This is a genomic window from Micromonospora reichwaldensis, from assembly GCF_031845925.1.
GTDB lineage: Bacteria > Actinomycetota > Actinomycetes > Mycobacteriales > Micromonosporaceae > Micromonospora > Micromonospora reichwaldensis.
In genome coordinates, this window is the sequence record NZ_JAVRFL010000005.1 from 191,096 (window position 1) to 213,504 (window position 22,409).

The window sequence follows — 22,409 nt, forward strand, 5'->3', positions numbered from 1 at the left end:
ACTCTATCCGCCGGAGCCCGGCGGGACGTCAGCCGCCGTACGAGCGCAGGGCGTCGATGGCGCGGACGGTGACGTCCTCCACCGGGCCGGTGGCGTCGATGCCCACCAGCTTGCCCTGGGCGCCGTAGTAGTCGACCAGCGGCGCGGTCTTGTCCGCGTACTCGCGCAGGCGGGTGGCGATGGTCTCCGGCTTGTCGTCGTCGCGCTGGAACAGCTCGGCGCCGCACCGGTCGCAGATGCCCTCACGCGAGGTGGCGTCGAACTCGACGTGCCAGATCTTGCCGCAGCCCCGGCAGGTACGCCGACCGGAGAGCCGCCGGATCACCTCGTCGTCGTCGACGACCAGCTCCAGCACCAGGTCCAGCGCGGTGCCCAGGTCGGCGAGGAGCTTGTCCAGCGCGGCGGCCTGCGGCGTCGTGCGCGGGAAGCCGTCGAGCAGGAAGCCCTCGGAGGCGTCCGGCTCGGCGAGCCGGTCCCGCACCATGTTGATGGTGACCTCGTCGGGCACCAGCTCACCGGCGTCCATGTAGCGCTTCGCCTCGACGCCGAGCGGGGTGCCCTGCGAGACGTTCGACCGGAAGATGTCGCCGGTCGAGATCTTCGGGACCGAGAGGTGCGCGGCGATGAACTCGGCCTGCGTGCCCTTGCCCGCACCCGGCGGGCCAACCAGAACGAGTCTCATCTACCGCAGGAACCCTTCGTAGTTCCGCTGCATGAGTTGGCTCTCGATCTGCTTCGTGGTCTCCAGACCGACGCCGACCATGATCAGCACAGCGGTGCCGCCGAACGGGAAGTTCAGGTACTGCTGCTTGTCCAGCCAGATGAAGAAGAAGTTCGGCAGGATCGAGATGATGCCCAGGTAGAGGGCGCCCGGCAGCGTGATCCGACTGAGGATGAAGTCGAGGTAGTCGGCGGTCGGCTTGCCCGGGCGGATACCCGGCACGAAGCCGCCGTACTTCTTCATGTTGTCCGCGACCTCGGTCGGGTTGAACGTGATCGAGACGTAGAAGTACGTGAAGAAGATGATCAGCAGGAAGTAGACCGCGATGTAGATCGGGCTGGTCGGGTCCACCAGGTTGTTCTGGATCCACGCCTGCGTCTTGCCCGGGTTGTTCTGGTCGAAGAACTGCAGCGCCAGCTGGGGCAGGTAGAGCAGCGAGGAGCCGAAGATGACCGGGATGACACCCGCCTGGTTGACCTTCAGCGGGATGTAGGTCGAGGTGCCGCCGTACATCCGCCGGCCGATCATGCGCTTGGCGTACTGCACCGGGATCCGGCGCTGCGCCTGCTCGATGAAGGTGACCGCGGTGATGACCACCAGGACCAGCGCGATGACGAGCAGGAACTTGCCCCAGCCACCGGTCTGCTTGATCTGCCAGCCCTCGCTGGGGAGCCGGGCGGCGATCGAGGTGAAGATCAGGACGGACATGCCGTTGCCGACGCCCCGGTCGGTGATCAGCTCACCGAGCCACATCACCACGCCGGTGCCGGCGGTCATCGTCATGACCAGGAGGCTGAGGGTCAGCCAGTCCGGGATCCCGGTCCCCTCGGGGATGATCGGGAACTGGTCGCACTGGTTGTTGAAGAGCTGCCCGGAGCGGGCCAGCGCCACGAACGCCGACGCCTGGAGGACACCCAGGCCCAGGGTCAGGTAGCGGGTGTACTGGGTGATCTTCGCCTGGCCGGACTGGCCCTCCTTGCGGAGCTGCTCCAGCCGGGGGATCACCACCGTCAGCAGCTGCAGGATGATCGACGCTGTGATGTAGGGCATGATGCCCAGCGCGAAGACCGAGAGCTGCAGCAGCGCGCCGCCGGAGAAGAGGTTGAGCAGGTTCATCACGCCCGTGGAGCCGTTCTCCATGGCGTCGATGCACTTCTGGACGTTGCCGTACGAGACACCCGGGCTGGGCAGCGTCGCCCCGAGCCGGTAGACCGCGATGATGCCTACTGTGAACAGCAGCTTCTTGCGCAGGTCAGGCGTACGGAACGCACTGAGAAAGGCGGACAGCAACTTCTTCCTCCTGCGCGAGGCGGGCCGCCGGTGATCCCTGGCGGGGCGGGTTGGGTGCCGGGCGAGTGCCCGATATCCATGGCTGGGAAGGGACTCTAACAGCCCGATCCCCGTCCGGGCAGATGTGCCCGGCTACATAAACCGAATCCGATGTTACCCGGCGCACACGTGCCAGGCAGACCATGACGCCCGCCCAGTTGCGACAACTGAGCGGGCGCCGTGGATCGTGCAGCCCTTACAGCTCGGTGACGGAGCCACCGGCGGCGGTGATCTTCTCCTTGGCCGACGCGCTGAACGCGTGCGCCGACACCTGGAGAGCGACCCCGCCCAGGTCCCCGGTGCCGAGGACCTTGACCGGGTGGCCCTTGCGGACCGCGCCGGCCTCGACCAGCTCGAGCGGGCCGACCTGGCCGCCGTTCGGGAACAGCTCGGCGAGCCGGTCCAGGTTGACCACCTGGAAGACCACCTTGAACTTGTTCTTGAAGCCCTTCATCTTCGGCAGGCGCATGTGGATGGGCATCTGCCCACCCTCGAACGCCGCCGAGATGTTCTTACGGGCCTTGGAACCCTTGGTACCGCGACCGGCGGTCTTGCCCTTGGAGCCCTCACCGCGACCCACACGGGTCTTCGCGGTCTTGGCACCGGGCGCCGGGCGCAGGTGGTGGACCTTGATCGTCATTACTCGACCTCCTCGACCTTCACGAGGTGGTTGACCGTGAAGATCATGCCGCGGATCTCCGGACGGTCCTCCTTGACCACCACGTCGTTGATCCGCTTGAGACCGAGCGAACGCAGCGAGTCACGCTGGTTCTGCTTGGTCCCGATCCCGGACCGGACCTGGGTGACCTTCAGGCGAGCCATCAGGAAGCCACCCCCGCCCGCGACGCCAGCATGGCGGCCGGCGCGACGTCCTCGACCGGCAGGCCACGACGGGCGGCGACGGCCTCGGGGGACTCGAGCCCCTTCAGCGCCGCCACGGTGGCGTGCACGATGTTGATCGGGTTCGACGAACCGAGGCTCTTGGAGAGCACGTCGTGGATACCCGCGCACTCCAGCACGGCACGCACCGGGCCACCGGCGATGACACCCGTACCGGCGGACGCCGGCTTGAGCAGCACCACACCGGCCGCGGCCTCACCCGTCACCGGGTGCGGGATCGACGCGGCGATCCGCGGCACCTTGAAGAAGTGCTTCTTGGCCTCCTCGACGCCCTTGGCGATCGCCGCGGGCACCTCCTTGGCCTTTCCGTAGCCCACACCGACGGTGCCGTCGCCGTCGCCCACGATCACCAGGGCGGTGAAGCTGAAGCGACGACCGCCCTTCACGACCTTGGCGACGCGGTTGATCGCGACGACCCGCTCGAGGTGCGGGGTCTTCTCGACGGGCGCGTTTCCGCGGCCGCCCTCACGGCGGTTGTCGCGGCGACCACCCTCGTTGCCACCGGACCCGCCGCCACGGCGCTGTTGACCTGGCATCAGCAGCCTTCCTTCTCTCTCGTGACGGGGTTTCTAGAACTCGAGCCCGGCTTCGCGGGCGGCGTCGGCAAGCGCGGCGACCCGCCCCGCGTACCGGTTGCCACCGCGGTCGAAGACGACCTTGGAGACGCCGGCGGCCTTGGCGCGCTCGGCGAGCAGGGCACCGACCTTGCCGGCCAGGGCGCTCTTGTCGCCCTCCGTGCCGCGCAGCGATGCGTCCAGGGTCGAGGCCGACGCCAGGGTGTGACCCTTGGTGTCGTCCACGATCTGGGCCACGATGTGCCGCAGGGAACGGGTGACCACGAGGCGGGGACGCTCGGCGGTGCCGCTGACGTTCTTGCGGACCCGGAAGTGCCGGCGCGCACGCCCGACGGCACGCTTGGCGGCGACGCCGCGGCGGCGCTTGAGCAGCGTGGCGCTCACTTCTTACCTGCCTTTCCAGCCTTGCGGCGGATGACCTCGCCCTGGTACTTCACGCCCTTGCCCTTGTAGGGCTCCGGCGGGCGGATCTTCCGGATGTTGGCGGCAACCTCACCGACGAGCTGCTTGTCGATGCCGGCCACGTGGAACAGCGTCGGCCTCTCCACCGTGAAGGTGATGCCGGCGGGCGCCGCCACGTGCACCGGGTGCGAGAACCCGAGCGCGAACTCCAGGTCCTGGCCCTTGGCGGTCACGCGGTAACCGGTGCCGGCGATCTCCAGGCTCTTGCGGTAGCCCTCGGTGACGCCGACGATCATGTTGGCGACCAGGGTACGGCTGAGGCCGTGCAGTTCCTTGGCCTTGCGCTCGTCGTTCGGGCGGTTGACGTTCAGCTGCCCGTCCTCGGCCCGGTCGATCGTGATCGGCTCGGCCAGGGTGTGCGAGAGCTCGCCCTTCGGGCCCTTGACCTTGACGGTCTGCCCGTCGATCGTGATGTCGACGCCGGTCGGCACCGGGATCGACTTACGTCCAATACGCGACATTTCTACCTGTCTCCCGTTACCAGACGAAGGCGAGGACTTCCCCGCCAACGCTCCGCTTGCGGGCCTGCCGGTCGGTGAGCAGCCCCTGGGACGTCGAAATGATCGCCACGCCCAGCCCGCCGAGCACCCGCGGGAGCCCGTCCGACTTGGCGTAAACCCGCAGACCGGGCTTGGACACTCGCTTGATGCCGGCCAGGCTCCGCTCCCGGTTCTGGCCGTACTTCAGCTCGACGACCAGTCGCTTGCCGACGGCGCCCTCCTCGGGCTCCTCGACCGACCAGGTGGCGATGTAGCCCTCGGCCTTGAGGACCTCGGCGATGTTCGCCTTGATCTTCGAGTAGGGCATCGTCACCTGGTCGTGGTACGCCTGGTTGGCGTTACGCAGACGCGTGAGCATGTCTGCGATCGGGTCGGTCATCGTCATGGATTTCGTCAGCCTTTCTCGCCGGGGTTCCCGAGGCGATGCACGCCGGGCCTACGGCGAAGAGCAATACGTGATCGGTGCAAGGGGTCCCGGCCCGAAGGCCGGGACGCGGTCGCCCTTACCAGGAAGCCTTGGACACGCCCGGCAGCTCACCGCGGTGGGCCATCTCCCGGATGCAGACCCGGCAGAGACCGAACTTGCGGTAGACCGCCTTGGGACGCCCGCACCGCTGGCAGCGGGTGTACGCGCGAACCGAGAACTTCGGCTTCGCGGCCGCCTTGATGATCAGCGCCTTCTTGGCCATCTCAGTTCTCCTTGAACGGGAAGCCCAGGAGCTTGAGCAGCGCCCGGCCCTCGTCGTCGGTCGTGGCGGTCGTGACCACCGTGATGTCCATGCCCCGCTGCCGATCGATCTTGTCCTGGTCGATCTCGTGGAACACCGACTGCTCGGTCAGACCGAACGTGTAGTTGCCGTGCCCGTCGAGCTTGCGTCCGTCCAGACCGCGGAAGTCACGGATACGCGGCAGCGCGATCGAGAGCAGCCGGTCCAGGAACTCCCACATCCGGTCGCCGCGGAGGGTCACCTTCGCGCCGATCGGCATGCCCTCGCGGAGCTTGAACTGCGCGATGGACTTGGTCGCCCGCCGCACCTGCGGCTTCTGGCCGGTGATGGTGGCCAGGTCCCGGACGGCGCCGTCGATCAGTTTGGCGTCCCGGGCGGCCTCGCCGACACCCATGTTGACGACGATCTTGACGAGCCGCGGCACCTGCATCGGGTTGCCGAACTGGTGCTGCTCCTGCAGCTGCGCCACGATCTCGTTGCGGTACCGCTCCTTGAGGCGCGGCATGGTCTTGGTTTCGGTAGCCGTGGTCATCACAGGTCCTTACCGGTGCTACGCGCGATGCGGACCTTCTGGCCGTTGTCGTCGATCCGGTAACCGACGCGGGTCGGCTTGCCGTCGGAGTCCAGGACCTGCACGTTCGAGACGTGGATCGGGGCCTCCTGGGTGACGATGCCACCGGTCTTGGCGCCACGCTGGGTGGTGCTGATGCGGGTGTGCTTCTTGACCCGGTTCACGCCCTCGACCAGGACCTTGTCCTGCCGCGGGTAGGCCGCGATGACCTTACCCTTGGCACCCTTGTCCTTGCCGGCGATGACGACGACCGTGTCGCCCTTCTTGACCTTCACGGTCACAACACCTCCGGCGCGAGAGAGATGATCTTCATGAACCGCTTGTCCCGCAGCTCCCGGCCCACCGGGCCGAAGATGCGGGTACCGCGCGGGTCCCCGCCGTCCTTGATGATGACGGCGGCGTTCTCGTCGAAGCGGATGTACGAACCGTCCGGCCGCCGCCTCTCCTTGGCGGTGCGAACGACGACGGCCTTGACGACGTCGCCCTTCTTCACACCGGCACCCGGGATCGCGTCCTTGACGGTGGCCACGATGACGTCGCCGATACTCGCGTAGCGCCGACCGGAGCCACCGAGAACCCGGATGCACAGGATCTCCCGGGCACCCGTGTTGTCGGCGACGCGCAGTCGCGACTCCTGCTGAATCACGTCTATCTCCTATGTCTGCCGGTTCTCCGGCCGCGCATGGCGGCCGGAGCCTGGCGGAACCCGCGCCCGACTGACGCCGGGCGAGCTCGAGCCTTCGCTACTTGGCCTTTTCCAGGATCTCCACGATCCGCCACCGCTTCGTGGCGGACAGCGGCCGGGTCTCCATGATCATGACCCGGTCGCCGATGCCGGCGGTGTTCTGCTCGTCGTGCACCTTCAACTTGCGCGTACGACGCATGATCTTGCCGTACAGCGCGTGCTTGACCCGGTCCTCGACCTCGACGACGACGGTCTTTTCCATCTTGTCGCTGACCACGAGGCCCTCACGCACCTTGCGGCGGGCCCGCGCGGCGGCGGTGGTGGTGTTCTCGCTCATGATGCAGTCACCTCAGTCGGCGCGGCCGAGAGACCCAGCTCGCGCTCACGCATGATCGTGTAGATCCGGGCGATCTCCCGACGGATGACCTGCAACCGCCGGTTGTTGTCCAGCTGGCCGGTCGCGGCCTGCACGCGGAGGTTGAACAGCTCCGCCTTGGCCTCGCGCAGCTTCGTGACCAGCTCCTCCTCGGAGAGCTCACGCAGCTCGGAGGCCTTAACGCCCGCTGCCATCAGGATTCACCCACTTCGCGCGTAACAATGCGGCACTTCATCGGGAGCTTGTGGATCGCGCGACGCATCGCCTCTCGCGCGATCTGCTCGTTGGGGAAGGACATCTCGAAGAGAACCCGCCCCGGCTTGACGTTGGCGACCCACCACTCGGGCGAGCCCTTACCGGAACCCATCCGGGTCTCGGCCGGCTTCTTGGTGAGAGCCTGGTCCGGGAAGATCGTGATCCAGACCTTGCCACCACGCTTGATGTGGCGGGTCATCGCGATACGCGCCGACTCGATCTGGCGGTTCGTCACGTACGCCGGCTCGAGAGCCTGGATCCCGAACTCGCCGAACACCACCCGGTTACCACCCTTGGACGCGCCACTGCGGTCCGGGTGGTGCGGCTTGCGGAAGCCCTTCGGGGGCTTGCGCGGCATCAGCATCTGTCAGCCCTCCTGCTGCGTTTCTGCCGCGGCGGCGACGGCGGCGGGATCCACCGCGTCCCCACTCGGCGTCTCGGCCTGCTGCGCGATGGTCGTCGCGGCGGCGGCCCGGCCGGCCTCGGTACCGCCGGCGGTCGTGCCGGACGAGCCGGACCGGCCACGGCGCGGCCGCTCGGGGCGGTCGCCACGGTCACGGCGCGGACGCGACGGCGCCTCGGCCGGAGTCTCCCGACCCGGCACCGCGTCGCCCTTGTAGATCCAGACCTTCACGCCGATCCGGCCGAAGCTCGTACGGGCCTCGAAGAAGCCGTACTCGATGTTGGCCCGCAGCGTGTGCAGCGGAACCCGGCCCTCGCGGTAGAACTCGGTCCGGCTCATCTCGGCGCCGCCGAGACGACCCGAGACCTGGACCCGGATGCCCTTGCAGACCGGGTTCTTCATCGCGGACTGCATGGCCTTGCGCATCGCCCGACGGAAGCTGACCCGGCTGGAGAGCTGCTCGGCCACACCCTGTGCGACGAGCTGCGCGTCCGACTCGGGGTTCTTCACCTCGATGATGTTCAGCTGGACCTGCTTGCCGGTCAGCTTCTCGAGCTCGCCGCGGATCCGGTCGGCCTCCGCACCCTTACGGCCGATGACGATGCCCGGCCGGGCGGTGTGGATGTCGACGCGGACCCGGTCCCGGGTGCGCTCGATGTCGACCTTGGAGATGCCGGCGCGCTCGAGGCCCTTGGACATCATGCGGCGGATCTTGACGTCCTCGCCGATGTAGTCCTTGTAGAGCTTGTCCGCGAACCAGCGGGACTTCCAGTCGGTCGAGATGCCGAGCCGGAACCCGTGCGGGTGAACCTTCTGACCCATTACTCGGCGCCCTCCGTCTTGCTCTGCGTCTCGGCCGGCTCCGCCTGCTTCGCGGGGGCCGCCTTCTTCGCGGCCGCCTTCTTCGGCGCGGCCGGCGCCACCGCCTCCACCGCGACGGTGATGTGGCAGGTGCGCTTGCGGATCCGGTACGCCCGGCCCTGCGCCCGCGGCTGGAACCGCTTCATGGTCGGGCCCTCGTCCACGAACGCCTCGCTGACGAGCAGCGCGTCGGGGTCCAGCCGCTCGTTGTTCTCCGCGTTGGCGATGGCGCTCGCGAGCACCTTGTACACCTGCTCGCTCGCAGCCTGCGGCGCGAACTGCAGCACCGTGAGCGCCTCCTTCGCGGGCAGGCCGCGGACGAGGTTGACCACCCGGCGCGCCTTCATCGGCGAGATGCGCACGTGCCGCGCAACCGCCCGCGCGCCCGGAAGCACCGGAGCGTCGCCCTTTCCTGGCATCGCTGTAACCCCTTGTTCCTCTATCCGTATGCCCGCGGCGTCAGCGCCGACGGCTCTTCCGGTCGTCCTTCTCGTGACCCTTGAACGTGCGGGTCAGCGCGAACTCGCCGAGCTTGTGCCCGACCATCGCCTCAGTCACGAACACCGGGACGTGCTTGCGTCCGTCGTGCACGGCGATCGTGTGGCCCAGCATCTCGGGGATGATCGTCGAGCGCCGCGACCAGGTCTTGATGACGTTCTTCGAGCCCTTGTCGTTCTGCGTCTCCACCTTCTTGAGCAGGTGGTCGTCGATGAACGGGCCCTTCTTCAGGCTGCGAGGCATGTCTTATCTCCCTCAGCCGCGCTTACGCGTGGCGTAGCGGCGGCGGACGATCAGCCGGTCACTCGGCTGGCCCTTACGACGGGTGCGGCCCTCGGGCTTACCCTGCGGGTTGACCGGGTGGCGACCACCGGAGGTCTTACCCTCACCACCACCGTGCGGGTGGTCGACCGGGTTCATAGCGACACCACGGACGGTCGGGCGCTTGCCCTTCCACCGCATGCGGCCGGCCTTGCCCCAGTTGATGTTCGACTGGTCGGCGTTGCCGATCTCGCCGATGCTGGCGCGGCAGCGGACGTCGACCCGCCGGATCTCGCCGGACGGCATGCGCAGGGTCGCGTAGACGCCCTCACGGCCGAGCAGCTGGATGCCGACGCCGGCCGAGCGGGCCAGCTTGGCGCCGCCGCCGGGACGCAGCTCCACGTTGTGGATCGTGGTACCGACCGGGATGTTGCGCAGCGGCAGGTTGTTGCCCGGCTTGATGTCGGCGCCCGGACCCGACTCGACGCGGTCGCCCTGCTTCATGTCCTTCGGCGCGAGGATGTAGCGCTTCTCGCCGTCGGCGTAGTGCAGCAGCGCGATGCGCGCGGTGCGGTTCGGGTCGTACTCGATGTGGGCGACCTTCGCCGGCACGCCGTCCTTGTCGACCCGCTTGAAGTCGATGAGACGGTACTGGCGCTTGTGGCCGCCACCGTGGTGCCGCGCGGTGATCCGGCCGTGGGCGTTACGCCCGCCCTTCTTCGGCAGCGGAGCCAGCAGCGACTTCTCGGGCGTCGACCGGGTGATCTCAGCGAAGTCGGCGACGCTGGAGCCACGCCGGCCCGGCGTCGTCGGCTTGTACTTACGGATAGCCATTGTCTACACCCCTCAGCTGACCGGGCCGCCGAAGGCCTCGATACGGTCACCGTCAGCCAGCTTCACGATCGCCCGCTTGGTGGCCTTACGCTGCCCGAAACCGGTCTTGGTCCGCTTGCGCTTGCCCTGGCGGTTGAGCGTGTTGACCGTCAGGACGCGGACGTCGAAGATCTGCTGGATCGCGATCTTGATCTCGGTCTTGTTCGCGTCCGGGTGCACCAGGAAGGTGTACCAGTTGCGGTTCAGCTCGCTGTAGCTCTTCTCCGAGACGACCGGCGCCACGATGATGTCGCGCGGGTCGGCGATCGTGCTCACTTGCCACCCTCCTCGGTGGTCTCGGCGGGAACACCCAGGAACTCGTCCAGGGCGTCCTTGGTGAAGACCACGTCGTCGGCCACCAGCACGTCGTACGTGTTGAGCTGGCCGGCCTCGATCAGGTGCACCCGCGGCTCGTTGCGCAGCGACACCCAGTTCAGCTCGTCGGTGCTGCTCAGCACGACCAGGACCCGACGGGCCTCGGTCAGCTTCGTCAGCGTGGCCAGGGCGGCCTTGGTCGACGGCTTCTCACCCGAGACGAACGCCTCGACGACGTGCACCTGCCCGGCGCGGGCCCGGTCGGAGAGGGCGCCACGCAGGGCGGCGGCCTTCATCTTCTTCGGGGTCCGCTGGCTGTAGTCGCGCGGCACGGGGCCGTGCACGACGCCACCGCCGGCGAACTGCGGCGCGCGGATCGAGCCCTGCCGGGCGCGACCGGTGCCCTTCTGCTTGTACGGCTTCTTGCCGCCACCGGCGACCTCGCCGCGGGTCTTGACCTTGTGCGTGCCCTGCCGGGCCGCCGCGAGCTGGGCCACCACGACCTGGTGCATCAGCGCGACGTTGGCCTGGACGTCGAAGATGTCGGCGGGCAGCTCGACGGAGCCGCTCTTGGAGCCTTCGACGGTGAGGACGTCAACGGTGGTCACTTGGCCGCACCGCCCTTCTTCGCCTTGGTCTTGGCCGCGGTACGGACCAGGACCAGCGCGCCCTTGGGGCCGGGAATGGCGCCACGGACGAGCAGGAGGTTGTTCTCGGTGTCGACCGCCTGGACGGTCAGGTTCTGCACGGTGTAGCGCACGCCACCCATGCGGCCGGCCATCCGGGTGCCCTTGAAGACACGACCCGGGGTGGCGCAGGCGCCGATGGAGCCCGGCGAGCGGTGCTTGCGCTCGACACCGTGGCTGGCGCGCAGACCGTGGAAGCCGTGCCGCTTCATCGGGCCGGCGTAGCCCTTGCCCTTGGTCTTGCCGGTCACGTCGATGGAGACGCCGGCCGGGAACTCCTCGACCGTGATCTCCTGGCCGAGCGAGTAGTCGGCGGCGTCGCTGGTGCGCAGCTCGACGATGTGGCGCCGCGGCGCGACGTCGGCCTTCGCGTAGTGCCCGCTGATCGGCTTCTTGACCTTGCGCGGGTCGATCGTGCCGTACGCCAGCTGGACCGCGGAGTAACCGTCCTTGTCGGCGCTACGAACCTGGCTGATGACGCACGGGCCGGCCTCGACCACGGTCACCGGGACAACACGGTTGTTGTCCCAGACCTGGGTCATGCCGAGCTTGGCGCCCAGGATCCCCTTGACTTGCCTGTCCATTTGTCCGGTCCCTACAGCTTGATCTCGATGTCGACGCCAGCCGGCAGGTCGAGGCGCATGAGCGAGTCGACCGTCTTCGGGGTCGGGTCGATGATGTCGATCAGCCGCTTGTGCGTGCGCATCTCGAAGTGCTCGCGCGAGTCCTTGTACTTGTGCGGCGAGCGGATAACGCAGAAACGGTTGATCTCCGTGGGCAGCGGCACCGGGCCCGCGACCTGCGCCCCGGTACGCGTCACCGTCTCGACGATCTTCCGAGCCGAGGAGTCGACGACCTCGTGGTCATAGGCCTTGAGCCGGATGCGGATCTTCTGTCCCGCCATGGTGGCTTCTGTTCCTTCTCTCGATGCCGCTGTGTTGCGGGCGCCTGTACCGGCTGGCACAGGCCCACTTCGCCGACCCCCGCGGTCGGGCGTGTCGCGCCCTCGGGCCAGGCTCCGCCCCGGGACTCCGGAGCGACTCTGACCGCGCGGTGGGTCAAGGCGTCGATCGCACTACCGCGACCTGAACGCCGTGCGAGGGTGGTTGGCGGACGGGCCGCCAACCACCCTACGCTCGACTGCTCTGCCACCCGGAGGTTCAGCGAAAGCCGAACACAGGCAGCGAACTGTCGTTACGCAACCTGACTAGTATGCCGCACGACCGGCGGCGGGTCTAATCGGGGTTACCTAGCTCACTTGATGATCTTGGTGACGAACCCGGCGCCGACGGTGCGGCCACCCTCGCGGATCGCGAACTTGAGGTTCTCCTCCATGGCGATGGGCTGGATCAGCTTCACCGTCATGGTGGTGTTGTCACCCGGCATGACCATCTCGGTGCCCTCGGGGAGGGTGACGACACCGGTGACGTCCGTGGTCCGGAAGTAGAACTGCGGACGGTAGTTCTGGAAGAACGGGGTGTGGCGGCCACCCTCCTCCTTGGAGAGGATGTAGACCGTCGCCTCGAACTCCGTGTGCGGGGTCGTGGTGCCCGGCTTGATGACGACCATGCCGCGCTCGACGTCCTCGCGCTTGATGCCACGCAGCAGCAGACCGACGTTCTCGCCCGCGCGGGCCTCGTCGAGCAGCTTGCGGAACATCTCGATGCCGGTGCAGGTGGTCTTCATCGACTTCTCGCGGATGCCGACGATCTCCACCTCCTCGTTCGGCTTGAGCACGCCACGCTCGGCGCGGCCCGTGACGACCGTGCCACGACCGGTGATCGTGAAGACGTCCTCGATGGGCATGAGGAACGGCTTCTCGGTCTCGCGCTCCGGCTGCGGGATCGCGGTGTCGACCGCGGTCATCAGGTCCAGCAGCTTGCCGGTCCACTCGGGGTCACCCTCGAGGGCCTTCAGCGCGGAGACCCGCACGACCGGCAGGTCGTCGCCCGGGTACTCCTGGTTCGACAGCAGCTCACGAACCTCGAGCTCGACGAGCTCCAGGAGCTCCTCGTCGTCGACCATGTCGCTCTTGTTGAGCGCCACGACGATGTACGGCACGCCGACCTGGCGGGCCAGCAGCACGTGCTCGCGGGTCTGCGGCATCGGGCCGTCGGTCGCCGCGACCACCAGGATCGCGCCGTCCATCTGGGCGGCACCGGTGATCATGTTCTTGATGTAGTCGGCGTGACCGGGGCAGTCGACGTGCGCGTAGTGCCGCGCCTCGGTCTGGTACTCGACGTGCGCGATGGAGATCGTGATGCCGCGGGCCTTCTCCTCCGGCGCCTTGTCGATCTCGTCGAACGGCGTGTACGGGTTCAGGTCCGGGTACTGGTCGTGCAGGACCTTGGTGATGGCCGCCGTCAGCGTCGTCTTACCGTGGTCGATGTGACCAATGGTGCCGATGTTGACGTGCGGCTTAGTCCGCTCGAACTTCGCCTTCGCCACTGGGTCCTCCTGTGGACTTCTTGGTTCGTACGCCCGGCGCGCCGGTCGGCGCTTAGGACTCTGTCGACAGCCTTTCCGGCCTGACGGCCGGAGAGCTTTGGTGGGTTCTGCGGCGATGAAGCCTACAGGCCCGGTCTCACGCGTTCCGACCGAGGTGGTCGCGGGCGGGAGCACCCTCCCGCGACCGCCTCGGATCATCGATCACGTCAGGTGAGGGTCACTCACCCGTCGCCTTGGCGATGATCTCCTTCGCGACCGAGGACGGAACCTCGGCGTAGGAGTCGAACTGCATGCTGTAGCTAGCCCGGCCCTGGGTCTTCGACCGCAGGTCGCCGACGTAGCCGAACATCTCCGACAACGGCACCAGAGCCTTGACGACGCGGGCGCCGCTGCGCTCCTCCATCGCCTGGATGATGCCGCGGCGGGAGTTGAGGTCGCCGATGACGTCACCCATGTTCTCCTCAGGAGTGGTGACCTCAACGGCCATCATCGGCTCGAGGAGCGCGGGGTCGGCCTTGCGGGCCGCCTCCTTCATCACCATCGAGCCGGCGATCTTGAATGCCATTTCCGACGAGTCGACCTCGTGGTACTGGCCGTCCAGCAGCGTGAGCTTGACACCCACCAGCGGGAAGCCGGCGAGGATGCCGTACTGCATGGCGTCCTGCGCGCCCGCGTCCACCGACGGGATGAACTCCCGGGGGATGCGGCCACCGGTGACGGCGTTGGCGAACTCGTAGGTCGGGGCGTCGTTGCCGAGCGGCAGCGGCTCCAGGCTGATGATCACCCGGGCGTACTGGCCGGAACCACCGGTCTGCTTCTTGTGGGTGTACTCGACCTTGTCCACCTTGCGGCGGATGGTCTCGCGGTACGCCACCTGCGGCTTACCGATGTTGGCCTCGACGTTGAACTCGCGGCGCATCCGGTCGACCAGGATGTCCAGGTGCAGCTCGCCCATGCCGGAGATGACCGTCTGACCGGTCTGGTCGTCCAGCTTGACGCGGAAGGTCGGGTCCTCCTCGGCCAGCCGCTGGATGGCGGTGCTGAGCTTCTCCTGGTCGGCCTTGGTCTTCGGCTCGATGGCGACCTCGATGACCGGCTCCGGGAAGGTCATCGACTCCAGGATGACCGGGTTCGCCGGGTCGCACAGGGTGTCACCGGTGGTGGTCTGCTTGAGACCCTGCACCGCGATGATGTCGCCAGCCTGGGCCGAGCTGCGCTCTTCCCGCTTGTTGGCGTGCATCTGGTAGATCTTGCCGATCCGCTCCTTGCGGTCCTTGGTGGAGTTGACCACCTGGGAGCCGGACTCGAGCGTGCCGGAGTAGATCCGCACGTAGGTGAGCTTGCCGAGGTGCTTGTCCGTCTGGATCTTGAAGGCGAGGCCCGAGAAGGGCTCCGACTTCGACGGCTTGCGCTGCAGCGGGGTCTCGCCGTCGGTGGCCGTACCCTCGATCGCCGGGATGTCCAGCGGCGACGGCAGGTACGCGATGACCGCGTCCAGCATCGGCTGGATGCCCTTGTTCTTGAAGGCGGTGCCGGTGAGGACCGGGTTGGCCTTGCCGGCGATGGTGGCCCGACGGATGGCGTCCTTGATCTCCTCGACGGAGATCTCCTCGCCCTCCAGGTACTTCTCCATCACCGCGTCGTCGACGTCGGCCAGGGTCTCCATCAGCTTCTCGCGCCACTCCGCGGCGGAGTCGGCGAGGTCGGCCGGGATCTCCTCGATCGCGTAGTCCTCACCCTTCTGCGTCTCGCCGCGCCAGGTGAGGGCCCGCATCTCGACCAGGTCGACCACGCCGATGAAGTCGGACTCGGCACCGATCGGGATCTGGAGGACCAGCGGGGTGGCGTTGAGCCGGTCGATCATCATCTGCACGCAGCGGAAGAAGTCGGCACCGGTCCGGTCGAGCTTGTTGACGAAGCACATCCGGGGGACGTTGTACTTGTCCGCCTGCCGCCAGACGTTCTCCGTCTGCGGCTCCACGCCGGCGACACCGTCGTAGACCGCGACCGCGCCGTCCAGCACCCGCAGCGACCGCTCGACCTCGACCGTGAAGTCGACGTGACCGGGCGTGTCGATGATCTGGATCGTGTGGCCCTTCCACTCACACTTGGTAGCAGCGGAGGTGATGGTGATACCACGCTCCTGCTCCTGCTCCATCCAGTCCATGACGGCACCGCCCTCGTGGACCTCACCGATCTTGTACGTGATGCCGGTGTAGAACAGGATCCGCTCGGTGGTGGTGGTCTTACCGGCATCGATGTGGGCCATGATGCCGATGTTGCGTACGTTGGCGAGCGCGTCTGCGGCGGCCACTTCAATCCCTACTTATCGTCGTCTCGACACAACTGGTGGCGGTTCCGGCGCCCTCGCGGGCGCCGGAACCAGGGTGTTACCAGCGGTAGTGCGCGAAGGCCTTGTTGGACTCGGCCATCTTGTGCGTGTCCTCGCGCCGCTTGACGGCGGCACCGAGGCCGTTGCTCGCGTCCAGCAGCTCGTTCATCAGCCGCTCGATCATGGTCTTCTCGCGACGGGCGCGGGAGTAGGTGACCAGCCAGCGCAGGCCCAGGGTGGTCGCCCGGGCGGGGCGGACCTCGACCGGGACCTGGTAGGTGGCGCCACCGACGCGGCGGCTACGCACCTCGAGGGTCGGCTTGACGTTGTCCATCGCCCGCTTGAGGGTGACGACCGGGTCGGTGCCGGACTTCTCACGGCAGCCCTCGAGGGCGGCGTAGACGATGCGCTCGGCGAGCTGACGCTTACCGCGCAGGAGGATCTTGTTCACCAACTGGGTGACCAGCGGCGAGTTGTACACCGGGTCAGCGACCAGCGGCTTCCGCGGAGCGGGTCCCTTACGCGGCATGTCAGCTCTTCTCCTTCTTCGCGCCGTAACGGCTGCGCGCCTGCTTGCGGTTGCGGACACCCTGGGTGTCCAGCGAACCGCGGACGATCTTGTAACGCACGCCGGGGAGGTCCTTCACCCGGCCGCCGCGGACGAGCACGATCGAGTGCTCCTGCAGGTTGTGGCCGACGCCCGGGATGTAGGCGGTCACCTCGATCTGGCTGCTGAGCTTGACACGAGCGACCTTGCGCAGCGCCGAGTTCGGCTTCTTCGGGGTGGTGGTGTACACGCGGGTGCACACGCCGCGCCGCTGAGGGGAACCCTTCAGCGCCGGGGTCTTGGTCTTACTCGTCTTAGCCTGGCGGCCCTTTCGGACCAGCTGCTGGATCGTGGGCACCGGGTTTCTCCGCTCCCTTCGACCGCCTGGTGGCGGCCGCACCGTCTGCCGTAGCCGACCAGATGGTCGACTCTCCTACATTCCGACCAGGGCCACCTCGCGGCGGTCCCGGCACCCGCGGTCGGGCGTGTCGCCCAGCTCACGGCCCCGGCGCCGACGCTCACGCGTTGCCGACGGGGTCTTGCACCGGCGCACGGCAGGCCGCGCGCCGGATCTTTGGCTTTGTCGTGCTCCCACGCGATCTCCGGCTCACCGGATCCAGCGCACGCACGAGTTGCCCGGGCTGGCCCGGGCACAAGGGGAAAGAGTACCTACCACAACCGCACAGGTCAAAACGGAGCGGCCTGCGGAGCGTCCACCGCCTGCCGATCGAACCCGTCGCGCCTACCCGCCCGTGGTGGGCACCTACGGCCCAAGTGTACCGGCTTCCCCGCGGACCGGCCCGTCGACCCCGTCACGGCCGCCGTCACGCCCCACGGGCGGGCGCGGGCGTCACCCGAGCGTCAGCAGCAACGCCAGTCCCAGGCCGAGCAGGCTGAGCAGCAGCCCCGCCCCGCCACAGCTGACGCCGGCCACCGCCAGGCCCCGCCCGGTGAACCGGACCGCCGGCGGGGCGGCCGGGCGCCGGATCTGCCGCATCCCGAGCAGGCCGGCCACGACGGCGCCCGCGCCGGCCAGGATGCCCAGCACCGTGAAGGCGCCGGCCGCCCAGGCGCCGCCCACGCCGCCGACCGCGCCGACACAGATCACGAGCAACGCGACCAGCGTCGAGACGATCCCGGCCACCAGCGAACCCACGGCCAGCCCGGAGGTGACCGGCGGCACGTCGAGGTGCACCACGCCGAAGGACGTGCCCGCGACCGGGTCGACCCGCTTCGGCGGCCGGGCGGCCTCGCGTGGCGGTGGGGGCGGGGCGACCGGGCCCGGACCCCAGCCCGGCGACGGCGACGGGCCCGCTGCCGCGGGCGAGGTGCCCCACGGGGACGCCGACGACGGACCCGGGACCCCCGCCCCGGGCGAGGCGCCCCGGGGCGACGCCGACGACGGACCCGGGACCTCTTCCCCGGACGGGGCGTGCCAGGGCGCCGCCGGTGGCGGGTACCCCGGTGTGACGGACGGGGTGCCCGCGTCGGGTCGCGCCCACTGCGACTCGCCGGGCGGGGCGTCGGGATTCGCGGCGGGGTGCGCCACGGGATCGCCGCCCGGGTAGCGCGCCGGTTCCGTCACGGGTCCTCCTGTCGACGTCTCGGCGTCCACCGCCGCGCGACGGACACCGGGCCAGGCTACCGCCGCCGGCCCGACGGCCCGCGCCCGGCGCGAGACCCGTTCCCCTCGGGTGGTCGGTCAGTCCATGTTCGGGGCGAAGTCCTGCCCGTGGGGCGTGTCGGCGAGCCGGACCACCCCGAGCACCACCGCGGCCACCACGCTGACGGCGACGAGCACCAGGCCCGTCCAGGCCAGCCGCTCCCCTCGCCGCAGCCAGGCGGAGCCGGTCAGGAAACCCCCCGAGGCGTACGCCTCCCGGCGCGCCTGGCGGGCGAGCTGGAGCGCCACCGTGGCCGGCACCACGCCGCCGATGAACAGGCCGGTCAGCGCGCCGATCAGGCCGAGCGCGAAGACCGCCCGCGCCTTGGTGGCCCGGGCCGGGTCCGGGTCGAGCGGATGGCGGGGCAGCCCCGGCTGGGCGACGGGCGCCTGCCCGGGTGCGGTCGTCATGCCCCCCATCATGCCCCGGTCCGCTCCCCCGCGGCGCCCGCACGGGCCACCCCGGACCCGGGACGCGACGAGGCCCCCGGCGCGTGCCGGGGGCCTCGTCGATCGTGCTGCCTAGCGGTACGACCCGAAGTCGAAGTCGTCCAGCGGAACCGCCTGGCCGCTGGCCGGCCCGAAGCCGTAGTCGGTCTCCGGGTAGCCGGTCATCGAGTAGACCTTGGCCTTCGCCTCCTCGGTCGGCTCGACCCGGACGTTGCGGTACTTGCTGATGCCCGTACCGGCCGGGATGAGCTTACCGATGATCACGTTCTCCTTGAGGCCGACGAGCGAGTCGCTGCGCGAGTTGATCGCCGCGTCGGTCAGCACCCGGGTGGTCTCCTGGAAGGAGGCCGCCGAGAGCCAGGAGTCGGTGGCCAGCGAGGCCTTGGTGATACCCATCAGCACCGGGCGGCCGGCGGCGGGCTCGCCGCCCTCGGAGACGAGTCGGCGGTTCTCCGACTCGAACAGCGCCCGGTCGACCAGCACGCCCGGCAGGAACTCGGTCGAGCCGGAGTCGATGACCGTCACCCGCTTGAGCATCTGGCGGATGATGATCTCGATGTGCTTGTCGTGGATCAGCACACCCTGCGAGCGGTAGACCTCCTGGACCTCACTGGTCAGGTGGACCTGGACCGCCCGCGGACCCATGATCCGCAGCAGCTCGTGCGGGTCGATGGTGCCCTCGGTCAGCTTCTCGCCGACCGCGACGTGACCGCCGTCGTGGGTCCGCAGCCGGACCCGCTTGGAGATCTTGTCGTAGACGATCTCGTCGCTGCCGTCGTCCGGCACCACGATGATCTTCCGCGAGCGCTCGCCGTCCTCGATCCGGATCCGACCCGGGGTGTCGGCGATGGGCGCCTTGCCCTTCGGGACCCGGGCCTCGAAGATCTCCTGGACACGGGGCAGACCCTGGGTGATGTCCTCACCCGCGACGCCACCGGTGTGGAAGGTACGCATCGTCAGCTGCGTACCCGGCTCACCGATCGACTGGGCGGCGATGATGCCGACCGCCTCGCCGACGTCCACGGTCTTGCCGGTCGGCAGCGAGCGGCCGTAGCACGCACCGCAGACGCCCAGCTTCGACTCGCAGGTGAGCACGCTGCGCACCCGGACCGTCTCCGTCCCGGCGGCGACGATCTTGTCGACCAGGATCGAGTTGATGTCCTGGCCCCGCTCGGCGACGACGACGCCGTCCGGCCCCTTGATGTCGTCGGCCAGCGTCCGCGCGTGCACGCTGGTCTCGGCGTGCTCGTGCACGACCAGCTTGCCGTCGATCCGCTCGCCGATCTGCATCGGGATGGCGCGGTCGGTGCCGCAGTCCTCCTCGCGGATGATGACGTCCTGCGAGACGTCCACCAGACGACGGGTCAGGTAACCCGAGTCGGCGGTACGCAGGGCGGTGTCCGCGAGACCCTTACGGGCACCGTGCGTGGAGATGAAGTACTCCAGCACGGACAGACCCTCCCGGTAGCTGGCCTTGATCGGCCGCGGGATGATCTCGCCCTTCGGGTTGGCCACCAGACCACGGATCGCCGCGATCTGCCGGAGCTGGAGGAGGTTACCGCGGGCACCCGAGTTGATCATCTTCCACAGCGGGTTCTCCTGCGGCAGGGCGGTGTCCATCTCCTTGGCGACCTCGTTGGTCGCCTTGGTCCAGATCTGGATGAGCTCGCCGCGACGCTCCTCCGGGGTCATCAGACCGCGCTGGTACTGCTTGTCGATCTGGTCGGCTTCCTTCTCGTACCGCTCCAGGATCTCCCGCTTGCGCGGCGGGGCGATGACGTCCTCCATGCCGATCGTCACGCCGGACCAGGTGGCCCAGTGGAAGCCGGCCTCCTTGAGCCCGTCCAGGGTGGCGGCCAGCGCCACCTTGGGGAAGCGCTCGGCGAGGTCGTTGACGATCGCGGAGAGCTGACCCTTGCGGATCTCGTAGTTCACGAAGCGGTAGCCCTGCGGCAGCGTCTCGTTGAACAGCACCCGACCGAGGGTCGTCTCGACGGTCAGCGGCTCGCCCTCGACCCAGCCCTCCGGGGCGGTCCACGCCTCGGCGCCGGCGCCGTTGTCGACCCCGACCACGCCACGCAGGCGGATCTTCACAGGGGCCTGCAGGTGCAGCTCGCCGTTGTCGTACGCCATCCGCGCCTCGGCGTCCGAGCTGAACGCCCGGCCCTCGCCCTTCTCGCCCGCCGTGAGGTGGGTGAGGTGGTAGAGGCCGATGACCATGTCCTGGGTGGGCATGGTGACGGGCTTGCCGTCGGCCGGCTTGAGGATGTTGTTCGACGACAGCATCAGGATCCGCGCCTCGGCCTGGGCCTCGGCGGACAGCGGCACGTGCACCGCCATCTGGTCACCGTCGAAGTCGGCGTTGAACGCGGTGCAGACCAGCGGGTGGATCTGGATCGCCTTGCCCTCGACGAGCTGCGGCTCGAAGGCCTGGATGCCCAGGCGGTGCAGGGTCGGCGCCCGGTTCAGCAGGACCGGGTGCTCGCCGATGACCTCTTCGAGCACGTCCCACACGACCGGGCGCTGCCGCTCGACCATCCGCTTGGCGGACTTGATGTTCTGCGCGTGGTTGAGGTCGACCAGCCGCTTCATCACGAACGGCTTGAACAGCTCCAGCGCCATCTGCTTGGGCAGGCCGCACTGGTGCAGCTTCAGCTTCGGGCCGACGACGATGACCGAACGGCCGGAGTAGTCGACGCGCTTGCCCAGCAGGTTCTGCCGGAACCGACCCTGCTTGCCCTTGAGCATGTCGGAGAGCGACTTCAGCGGGCGGTTGCCCGGCCCGGTGACCGGCCGGCCGCGGCGGCCGTTGTCGAACAGCGCGTCGACGGCCTCCTGGAGCATCCGCTTCTCGTTGTTGACGATGATCTCGGGCGCGCCGAGGTCGATCAGCCGCTTGAGGCGGTTGTTCCGGTTGATCACGCGGCGGTACAGGTCGTTCAGGTCGGAGGTCGCGAAGCGGCCACCGTCGAGCTGCACCATCGGGCGCAGGTCCGGCGGGATGACCGGCACGCAGTCGAGCACCATGCCGAGCGGCGAGTTGCGGGTGTTCAGGAACGCCGCGACGACCTTGAGCCGCTTGAGCGCCCGGATCTTCCGCTGTCCCTTGCCGGAGCGGATGGTCTCGCGCAGGTTCTCGGCCTCGGCGTCGAGGTCCATGTTCTGGACCAGCGCCTTGATGGCCTCGGCGCCCATGCCGCCGGTGAAGTACTCGCCGAACCGGTCCCGCAGCTCGCGGTAGAGCAGTTCGTCGGTGACGAGCTGCTTCGGCTCCAGCTTGCGGAAGGTGTCCAGCACCTCGTCCAGGCGGTCGATCTCGCGCTGGGCCCGGTCGCGGATCTGGCGCATCTCGCGCTCTCCGCCCTCCTTGACCTTGCGCCGGACGTCCGCCTTGGCACCCTCGGCCTCCAGCTCGGCCAGGTCGGCCTCGAGCTTGGTGGCCCGCTTCTCGATCTCCGAGTCTCGGCTGTTCTCGGCCTGCCGCTTCTCGGCCAGGATCTCGTTCTCGATCGTCGAGAGGTCACGGTGACGCGACTCGGCGTCCACGCTCGTCACGACGTACGAGGCGAAGTAGATGATCTTTTCGAGGTCCTTGGGGGCGAGGTCCAGCAGGTAGCCCAGCCGGCTCGGCACGCCCTTGAAGTACCAGATGTGGGTCACCGGCGCGGCGAGCTCGATGTGCCCCATCCGCTCGCGGCGGACCTTCGACCGCGTCACCTCGACGCCGCAGCGCTCGCAGATGATGCCCTTGAACCGGACCCGCTTGTACTTACCGCAGTAGCACTCCCAGTCCCGCTGCGGACCGAAGATCTTCTCGCAGAAGAGCCCGTCCTTTTCCGGCTTCAGGGTGCGGTAGTTGATCGTCTCAGGCTTCTTGACCTCACCGTGCGACCACTGACGGATGTCGTCAGCGGTGGCGAGGCCGATGCGCAGCTCGTCGAAGAAGTTGACGTCGAGCACTATGTCCCCT

The 22,409-nt window shown here is 68.5% G+C and carries 30 protein-coding genes; all 30 read right to left on the reverse strand.

Annotation, left to right across the window (positions count from 1 at the left end):
* Positions 1-28 precede the first annotated feature (28 nt).
* Positions 29-682 (reverse strand): adenylate kinase, encoded by a 654-nt coding sequence (locus RM555_RS06090; protein ID WP_091627746.1) that lies wholly within the window; start codon positions 680-682, stop codon positions 29-31.
* Positions 683-2,011: a preprotein translocase subunit SecY gene (secY, locus tag RM555_RS06095; protein ID WP_132230908.1), complete on the reverse strand. Its 1,329-nt coding sequence runs from the start codon at positions 2,009-2,011 to the stop codon at positions 683-685.
* Between the two features lie 235 nt (positions 2,012-2,246).
* Positions 2,247-2,690: a 50S ribosomal protein L15 gene (gene rplO, locus RM555_RS06100; RefSeq protein ID WP_121399885.1), complete on the reverse strand. Its 444-nt coding sequence runs from the start codon at positions 2,688-2,690 to the stop codon at positions 2,247-2,249.
* Positions 2,690-2,872 (reverse strand): 50S ribosomal protein L30, encoded by a 183-nt coding sequence (gene rpmD, locus RM555_RS06105; RefSeq protein WP_074314584.1) that lies wholly within the window; start codon positions 2,870-2,872, stop codon positions 2,690-2,692. The genes rplO and rpmD overlap by 1 nt, the downstream gene beginning before the upstream one ends.
* Entirely contained in the window at positions 2,872-3,486 is a 615-nt protein-coding gene (gene rpsE, locus RM555_RS06110; RefSeq protein WP_132230907.1) for a 30S ribosomal protein S5, read from the reverse strand. The genes rpmD and rpsE overlap by 1 nt, the downstream gene beginning before the upstream one ends.
* Before the next feature lie 33 nt (positions 3,487-3,519).
* Complete coding sequence (gene rplR / locus RM555_RS06115) at positions 3,520-3,909, reverse strand: 50S ribosomal protein L18 (RefSeq protein ID WP_088998360.1); 390 nt, start codon at positions 3,907-3,909, stop codon at positions 3,520-3,522.
* A complete protein-coding gene (gene rplF / locus RM555_RS06120) occupies positions 3,906-4,448 on the reverse strand; it encodes a 50S ribosomal protein L6 (RefSeq protein WP_311410826.1) in 543 nt (180 codons plus the stop codon). Before rplF ends, rplR begins: the two co-directional genes overlap by 4 nt.
* A 16-nt stretch (positions 4,449-4,464) precedes the next feature.
* Positions 4,465-4,872 (reverse strand): 30S ribosomal protein S8, encoded by a 408-nt coding sequence (gene rpsH / locus RM555_RS06125; RefSeq protein ID WP_073828943.1) that lies wholly within the window; start codon positions 4,870-4,872, stop codon positions 4,465-4,467.
* Positions 4,873-4,990: 118 nt separating this feature from the next.
* Positions 4,991-5,176 carry a type Z 30S ribosomal protein S14 gene (locus tag RM555_RS06130; RefSeq protein ID WP_007465272.1) on the reverse strand — a complete coding sequence of 62 codons (186 nt, stop codon included), beginning with the start codon at positions 5,174-5,176 and terminating at the stop codon, positions 4,991-4,993.
* A gap of 1 nt (position 5,177) precedes the next feature.
* A complete protein-coding gene (gene rplE / locus RM555_RS06135) occupies positions 5,178-5,747 on the reverse strand; it encodes a 50S ribosomal protein L5 (RefSeq protein ID WP_132230905.1) in 570 nt (189 codons plus the stop codon).
* Complete coding sequence (gene rplX / locus RM555_RS06140) at positions 5,747-6,067, reverse strand: 50S ribosomal protein L24 (RefSeq protein ID WP_007465276.1); 321 nt, start codon at positions 6,065-6,067, stop codon at positions 5,747-5,749. The genes rplE and rplX overlap by 1 nt, the downstream gene beginning before the upstream one ends.
* The gene (gene rplN, locus RM555_RS06145; protein WP_007465279.1) at positions 6,064-6,432 is read right to left on the reverse strand and encodes a 50S ribosomal protein L14; all 369 of its coding nucleotides are present in this window, start codon (positions 6,430-6,432) and stop codon (positions 6,064-6,066) included. The genes rplX and rplN overlap by 4 nt, the downstream gene beginning before the upstream one ends.
* A 97-nt stretch (positions 6,433-6,529) precedes the next feature.
* On the reverse strand, positions 6,530-6,808 hold the full coding sequence (gene rpsQ, locus RM555_RS06150) for a 30S ribosomal protein S17 (protein WP_151453331.1): 279 nt from the start codon (positions 6,806-6,808) through the stop codon (positions 6,530-6,532).
* Positions 6,805-7,041 (reverse strand): 50S ribosomal protein L29, encoded by a 237-nt coding sequence (gene rpmC, locus RM555_RS06155; protein WP_007073028.1) that lies wholly within the window; start codon positions 7,039-7,041, stop codon positions 6,805-6,807. The genes rpsQ and rpmC overlap by 4 nt, the downstream gene beginning before the upstream one ends.
* Entirely contained in the window at positions 7,041-7,466 is a 426-nt protein-coding gene (rplP, locus tag RM555_RS06160) for a 50S ribosomal protein L16 (protein ID WP_007465292.1), read from the reverse strand. Before rplP ends, rpmC begins: the two co-directional genes overlap by 1 nt.
* Before the next feature lie 3 nt (positions 7,467-7,469).
* Positions 7,470-8,327 carry a 30S ribosomal protein S3 gene (gene rpsC / locus RM555_RS06165; protein ID WP_088998355.1) on the reverse strand — a complete coding sequence of 286 codons (858 nt, stop codon included), beginning with the start codon at positions 8,325-8,327 and terminating at the stop codon, positions 7,470-7,472.
* Positions 8,327-8,785: a 50S ribosomal protein L22 gene (rplV, locus tag RM555_RS06170; protein ID WP_132230903.1), complete on the reverse strand. Its 459-nt coding sequence runs from the start codon at positions 8,783-8,785 to the stop codon at positions 8,327-8,329. Before rplV ends, rpsC begins: the two co-directional genes overlap by 1 nt.
* A 40-nt stretch (positions 8,786-8,825) precedes the next feature.
* On the reverse strand, positions 8,826-9,107 hold the full coding sequence (gene rpsS, locus RM555_RS06175; RefSeq protein WP_088647003.1) for a 30S ribosomal protein S19: 282 nt from the start codon (positions 9,105-9,107) through the stop codon (positions 8,826-8,828).
* Positions 9,108-9,119: 12 nt separating this feature from the next.
* Complete coding sequence (rplB, locus tag RM555_RS06180) at positions 9,120-9,959, reverse strand: 50S ribosomal protein L2 (protein WP_091627702.1); 840 nt, start codon at positions 9,957-9,959, stop codon at positions 9,120-9,122.
* 12 nt (positions 9,960-9,971) lie between these two features.
* Positions 9,972-10,274 (reverse strand): 50S ribosomal protein L23, encoded by a 303-nt coding sequence (rplW, locus tag RM555_RS06185; protein WP_088998352.1) that lies wholly within the window; start codon positions 10,272-10,274, stop codon positions 9,972-9,974.
* Positions 10,271-10,921 carry a 50S ribosomal protein L4 gene (gene rplD, locus RM555_RS06190; protein ID WP_151453328.1) on the reverse strand — a complete coding sequence of 217 codons (651 nt, stop codon included), beginning with the start codon at positions 10,919-10,921 and terminating at the stop codon, positions 10,271-10,273. Before rplD ends, rplW begins: the two co-directional genes overlap by 4 nt.
* Positions 10,918-11,583: a 50S ribosomal protein L3 gene (gene rplC, locus RM555_RS06195; protein WP_132230902.1), complete on the reverse strand. Its 666-nt coding sequence runs from the start codon at positions 11,581-11,583 to the stop codon at positions 10,918-10,920. Before rplC ends, rplD begins: the two co-directional genes overlap by 4 nt.
* A gap of 11 nt (positions 11,584-11,594) precedes the next feature.
* Positions 11,595-11,903, reverse strand: a complete 309-nt coding sequence (gene rpsJ / locus RM555_RS06200; protein ID WP_007073037.1) for a 30S ribosomal protein S10 — start codon at positions 11,901-11,903, stop codon at positions 11,595-11,597.
* A gap of 350 nt (positions 11,904-12,253) precedes the next feature.
* Complete coding sequence (tuf, locus tag RM555_RS06205; RefSeq protein ID WP_151453326.1) at positions 12,254-13,447, reverse strand: elongation factor Tu; 1,194 nt, start codon at positions 13,445-13,447, stop codon at positions 12,254-12,256.
* A gap of 217 nt (positions 13,448-13,664) precedes the next feature.
* Complete coding sequence (gene fusA / locus RM555_RS06210) at positions 13,665-15,761, reverse strand: elongation factor G (protein WP_311410827.1); 2,097 nt, start codon at positions 15,759-15,761, stop codon at positions 13,665-13,667.
* A 76-nt stretch (positions 15,762-15,837) separates the two neighbouring features.
* Positions 15,838-16,308, reverse strand: coding sequence for a 30S ribosomal protein S7 (gene rpsG / locus RM555_RS06215; RefSeq protein WP_077938296.1), 471 nt, complete (start codon positions 16,306-16,308; stop codon positions 15,838-15,840).
* A gap of 1 nt (position 16,309) precedes the next feature.
* On the reverse strand, positions 16,310-16,684 hold the full coding sequence (gene rpsL / locus RM555_RS06220; RefSeq protein WP_014440718.1) for a 30S ribosomal protein S12: 375 nt from the start codon (positions 16,682-16,684) through the stop codon (positions 16,310-16,312).
* 492 nt (positions 16,685-17,176) lie between these two features.
* Positions 17,177-17,524 carry a hypothetical protein gene (locus RM555_RS06225; protein WP_311410872.1) on the reverse strand — a complete coding sequence of 116 codons (348 nt, stop codon included), beginning with the start codon at positions 17,522-17,524 and terminating at the stop codon, positions 17,177-17,179.
* A gap of 504 nt (positions 17,525-18,028) precedes the next feature.
* Positions 18,029-18,400, reverse strand: coding sequence for a hypothetical protein (locus tag RM555_RS06230; protein WP_311410828.1), 372 nt, complete (start codon positions 18,398-18,400; stop codon positions 18,029-18,031).
* Between the two features lie 111 nt (positions 18,401-18,511).
* Positions 18,512-22,399, reverse strand: a complete 3,888-nt coding sequence (locus RM555_RS06235; protein WP_151453324.1) for a DNA-directed RNA polymerase subunit beta' — start codon at positions 22,397-22,399, stop codon at positions 18,512-18,514.
* Positions 22,400-22,409: the final 10 nt, after the last annotated feature.

What these genes read in the sequence shown, in the direction of transcription:
- RM555_RS06090 (WP_091627746.1), bottom strand. Translation starts at nt 682, where the DNA reads ATGAGACTCGTTCTGGTTGGCCCGCCGGGTGCGGGCAAGGGCACGCAG.
- rplO (WP_121399885.1), bottom strand. Translation starts at nt 2,690, where the DNA reads ATGACGATCAAGGTCCACCACCTGCGCCCGGCGCCCGGTGCCAAGACC.
- rpmD (WP_074314584.1), bottom strand. Translation starts at nt 2,872, where the DNA reads ATGGCTCGCCTGAAGGTCACCCAGGTCCGGTCCGGGATCGGGACCAAG.
- rpsE (WP_132230907.1), bottom strand. Translation starts at nt 3,486, where the DNA reads ATGCCAGGTCAACAGCGCCGTGGCGGCGGGTCCGGTGGCAACGAGGGT.
- rplF (WP_311410826.1), bottom strand. Translation starts at nt 4,448, where the DNA reads ATGTCGCGTATTGGACGTAAGTCGATCCCGGTGCCGACCGGCGTCGAC.
- rpsH (WP_073828943.1), bottom strand. Translation starts at nt 4,872, where the DNA reads ATGACGATGACCGACCCGATCGCAGACATGCTCACGCGTCTGCGTAAC.
- RM555_RS06130 (WP_007465272.1), bottom strand. Translation starts at nt 5,176, where the DNA reads ATGGCCAAGAAGGCGCTGATCATCAAGGCGGCCGCGAAGCCGAAGTTC.
- rplE (WP_132230905.1), bottom strand. Translation starts at nt 5,747, where the DNA reads ATGACCACGGCTACCGAAACCAAGACCATGCCGCGCCTCAAGGAGCGG.
- rpsQ (WP_151453331.1), bottom strand. Translation starts at nt 6,808, where the DNA reads ATGAGCGAGAACACCACCACCGCCGCCGCGCGGGCCCGCCGCAAGGTG.
- rpmC (WP_007073028.1), bottom strand. Translation starts at nt 7,041, where the DNA reads ATGGCAGCGGGCGTTAAGGCCTCCGAGCTGCGTGAGCTCTCCGAGGAG.
- rplP (WP_007465292.1), bottom strand. Translation starts at nt 7,466, where the DNA reads ATGCTGATGCCGCGCAAGCCCCCGAAGGGCTTCCGCAAGCCGCACCAC.
- rpsC (WP_088998355.1), bottom strand. Translation starts at nt 8,327, where the DNA reads ATGGGTCAGAAGGTTCACCCGCACGGGTTCCGGCTCGGCATCTCGACC.
- rplV (WP_132230903.1), bottom strand. Translation starts at nt 8,785, where the DNA reads ATGCCAGGAAAGGGCGACGCTCCGGTGCTTCCGGGCGCGCGGGCGGTT.
- rpsS (WP_088647003.1), bottom strand. Translation starts at nt 9,107, where the DNA reads ATGCCTCGCAGCCTGAAGAAGGGCCCGTTCATCGACGACCACCTGCTC.
- rplB (WP_091627702.1), bottom strand. Translation starts at nt 9,959, where the DNA reads ATGGCTATCCGTAAGTACAAGCCGACGACGCCGGGCCGGCGTGGCTCC.
- rplC (WP_132230902.1), bottom strand. Translation starts at nt 11,583, where the DNA reads ATGGACAGGCAAGTCAAGGGGATCCTGGGCGCCAAGCTCGGCATGACC.
- rpsJ (WP_007073037.1), bottom strand. Translation starts at nt 11,903, where the DNA reads ATGGCGGGACAGAAGATCCGCATCCGGCTCAAGGCCTATGACCACGAG.
- rpsG (WP_077938296.1), bottom strand. Translation starts at nt 16,308, where the DNA reads ATGCCGCGTAAGGGACCCGCTCCGCGGAAGCCGCTGGTCGCTGACCCG.
- RM555_RS06230 (WP_311410828.1), bottom strand. Translation starts at nt 18,400, where the DNA reads ATGACGACCGCACCCGGGCAGGCGCCCGTCGCCCAGCCGGGGCTGCCC.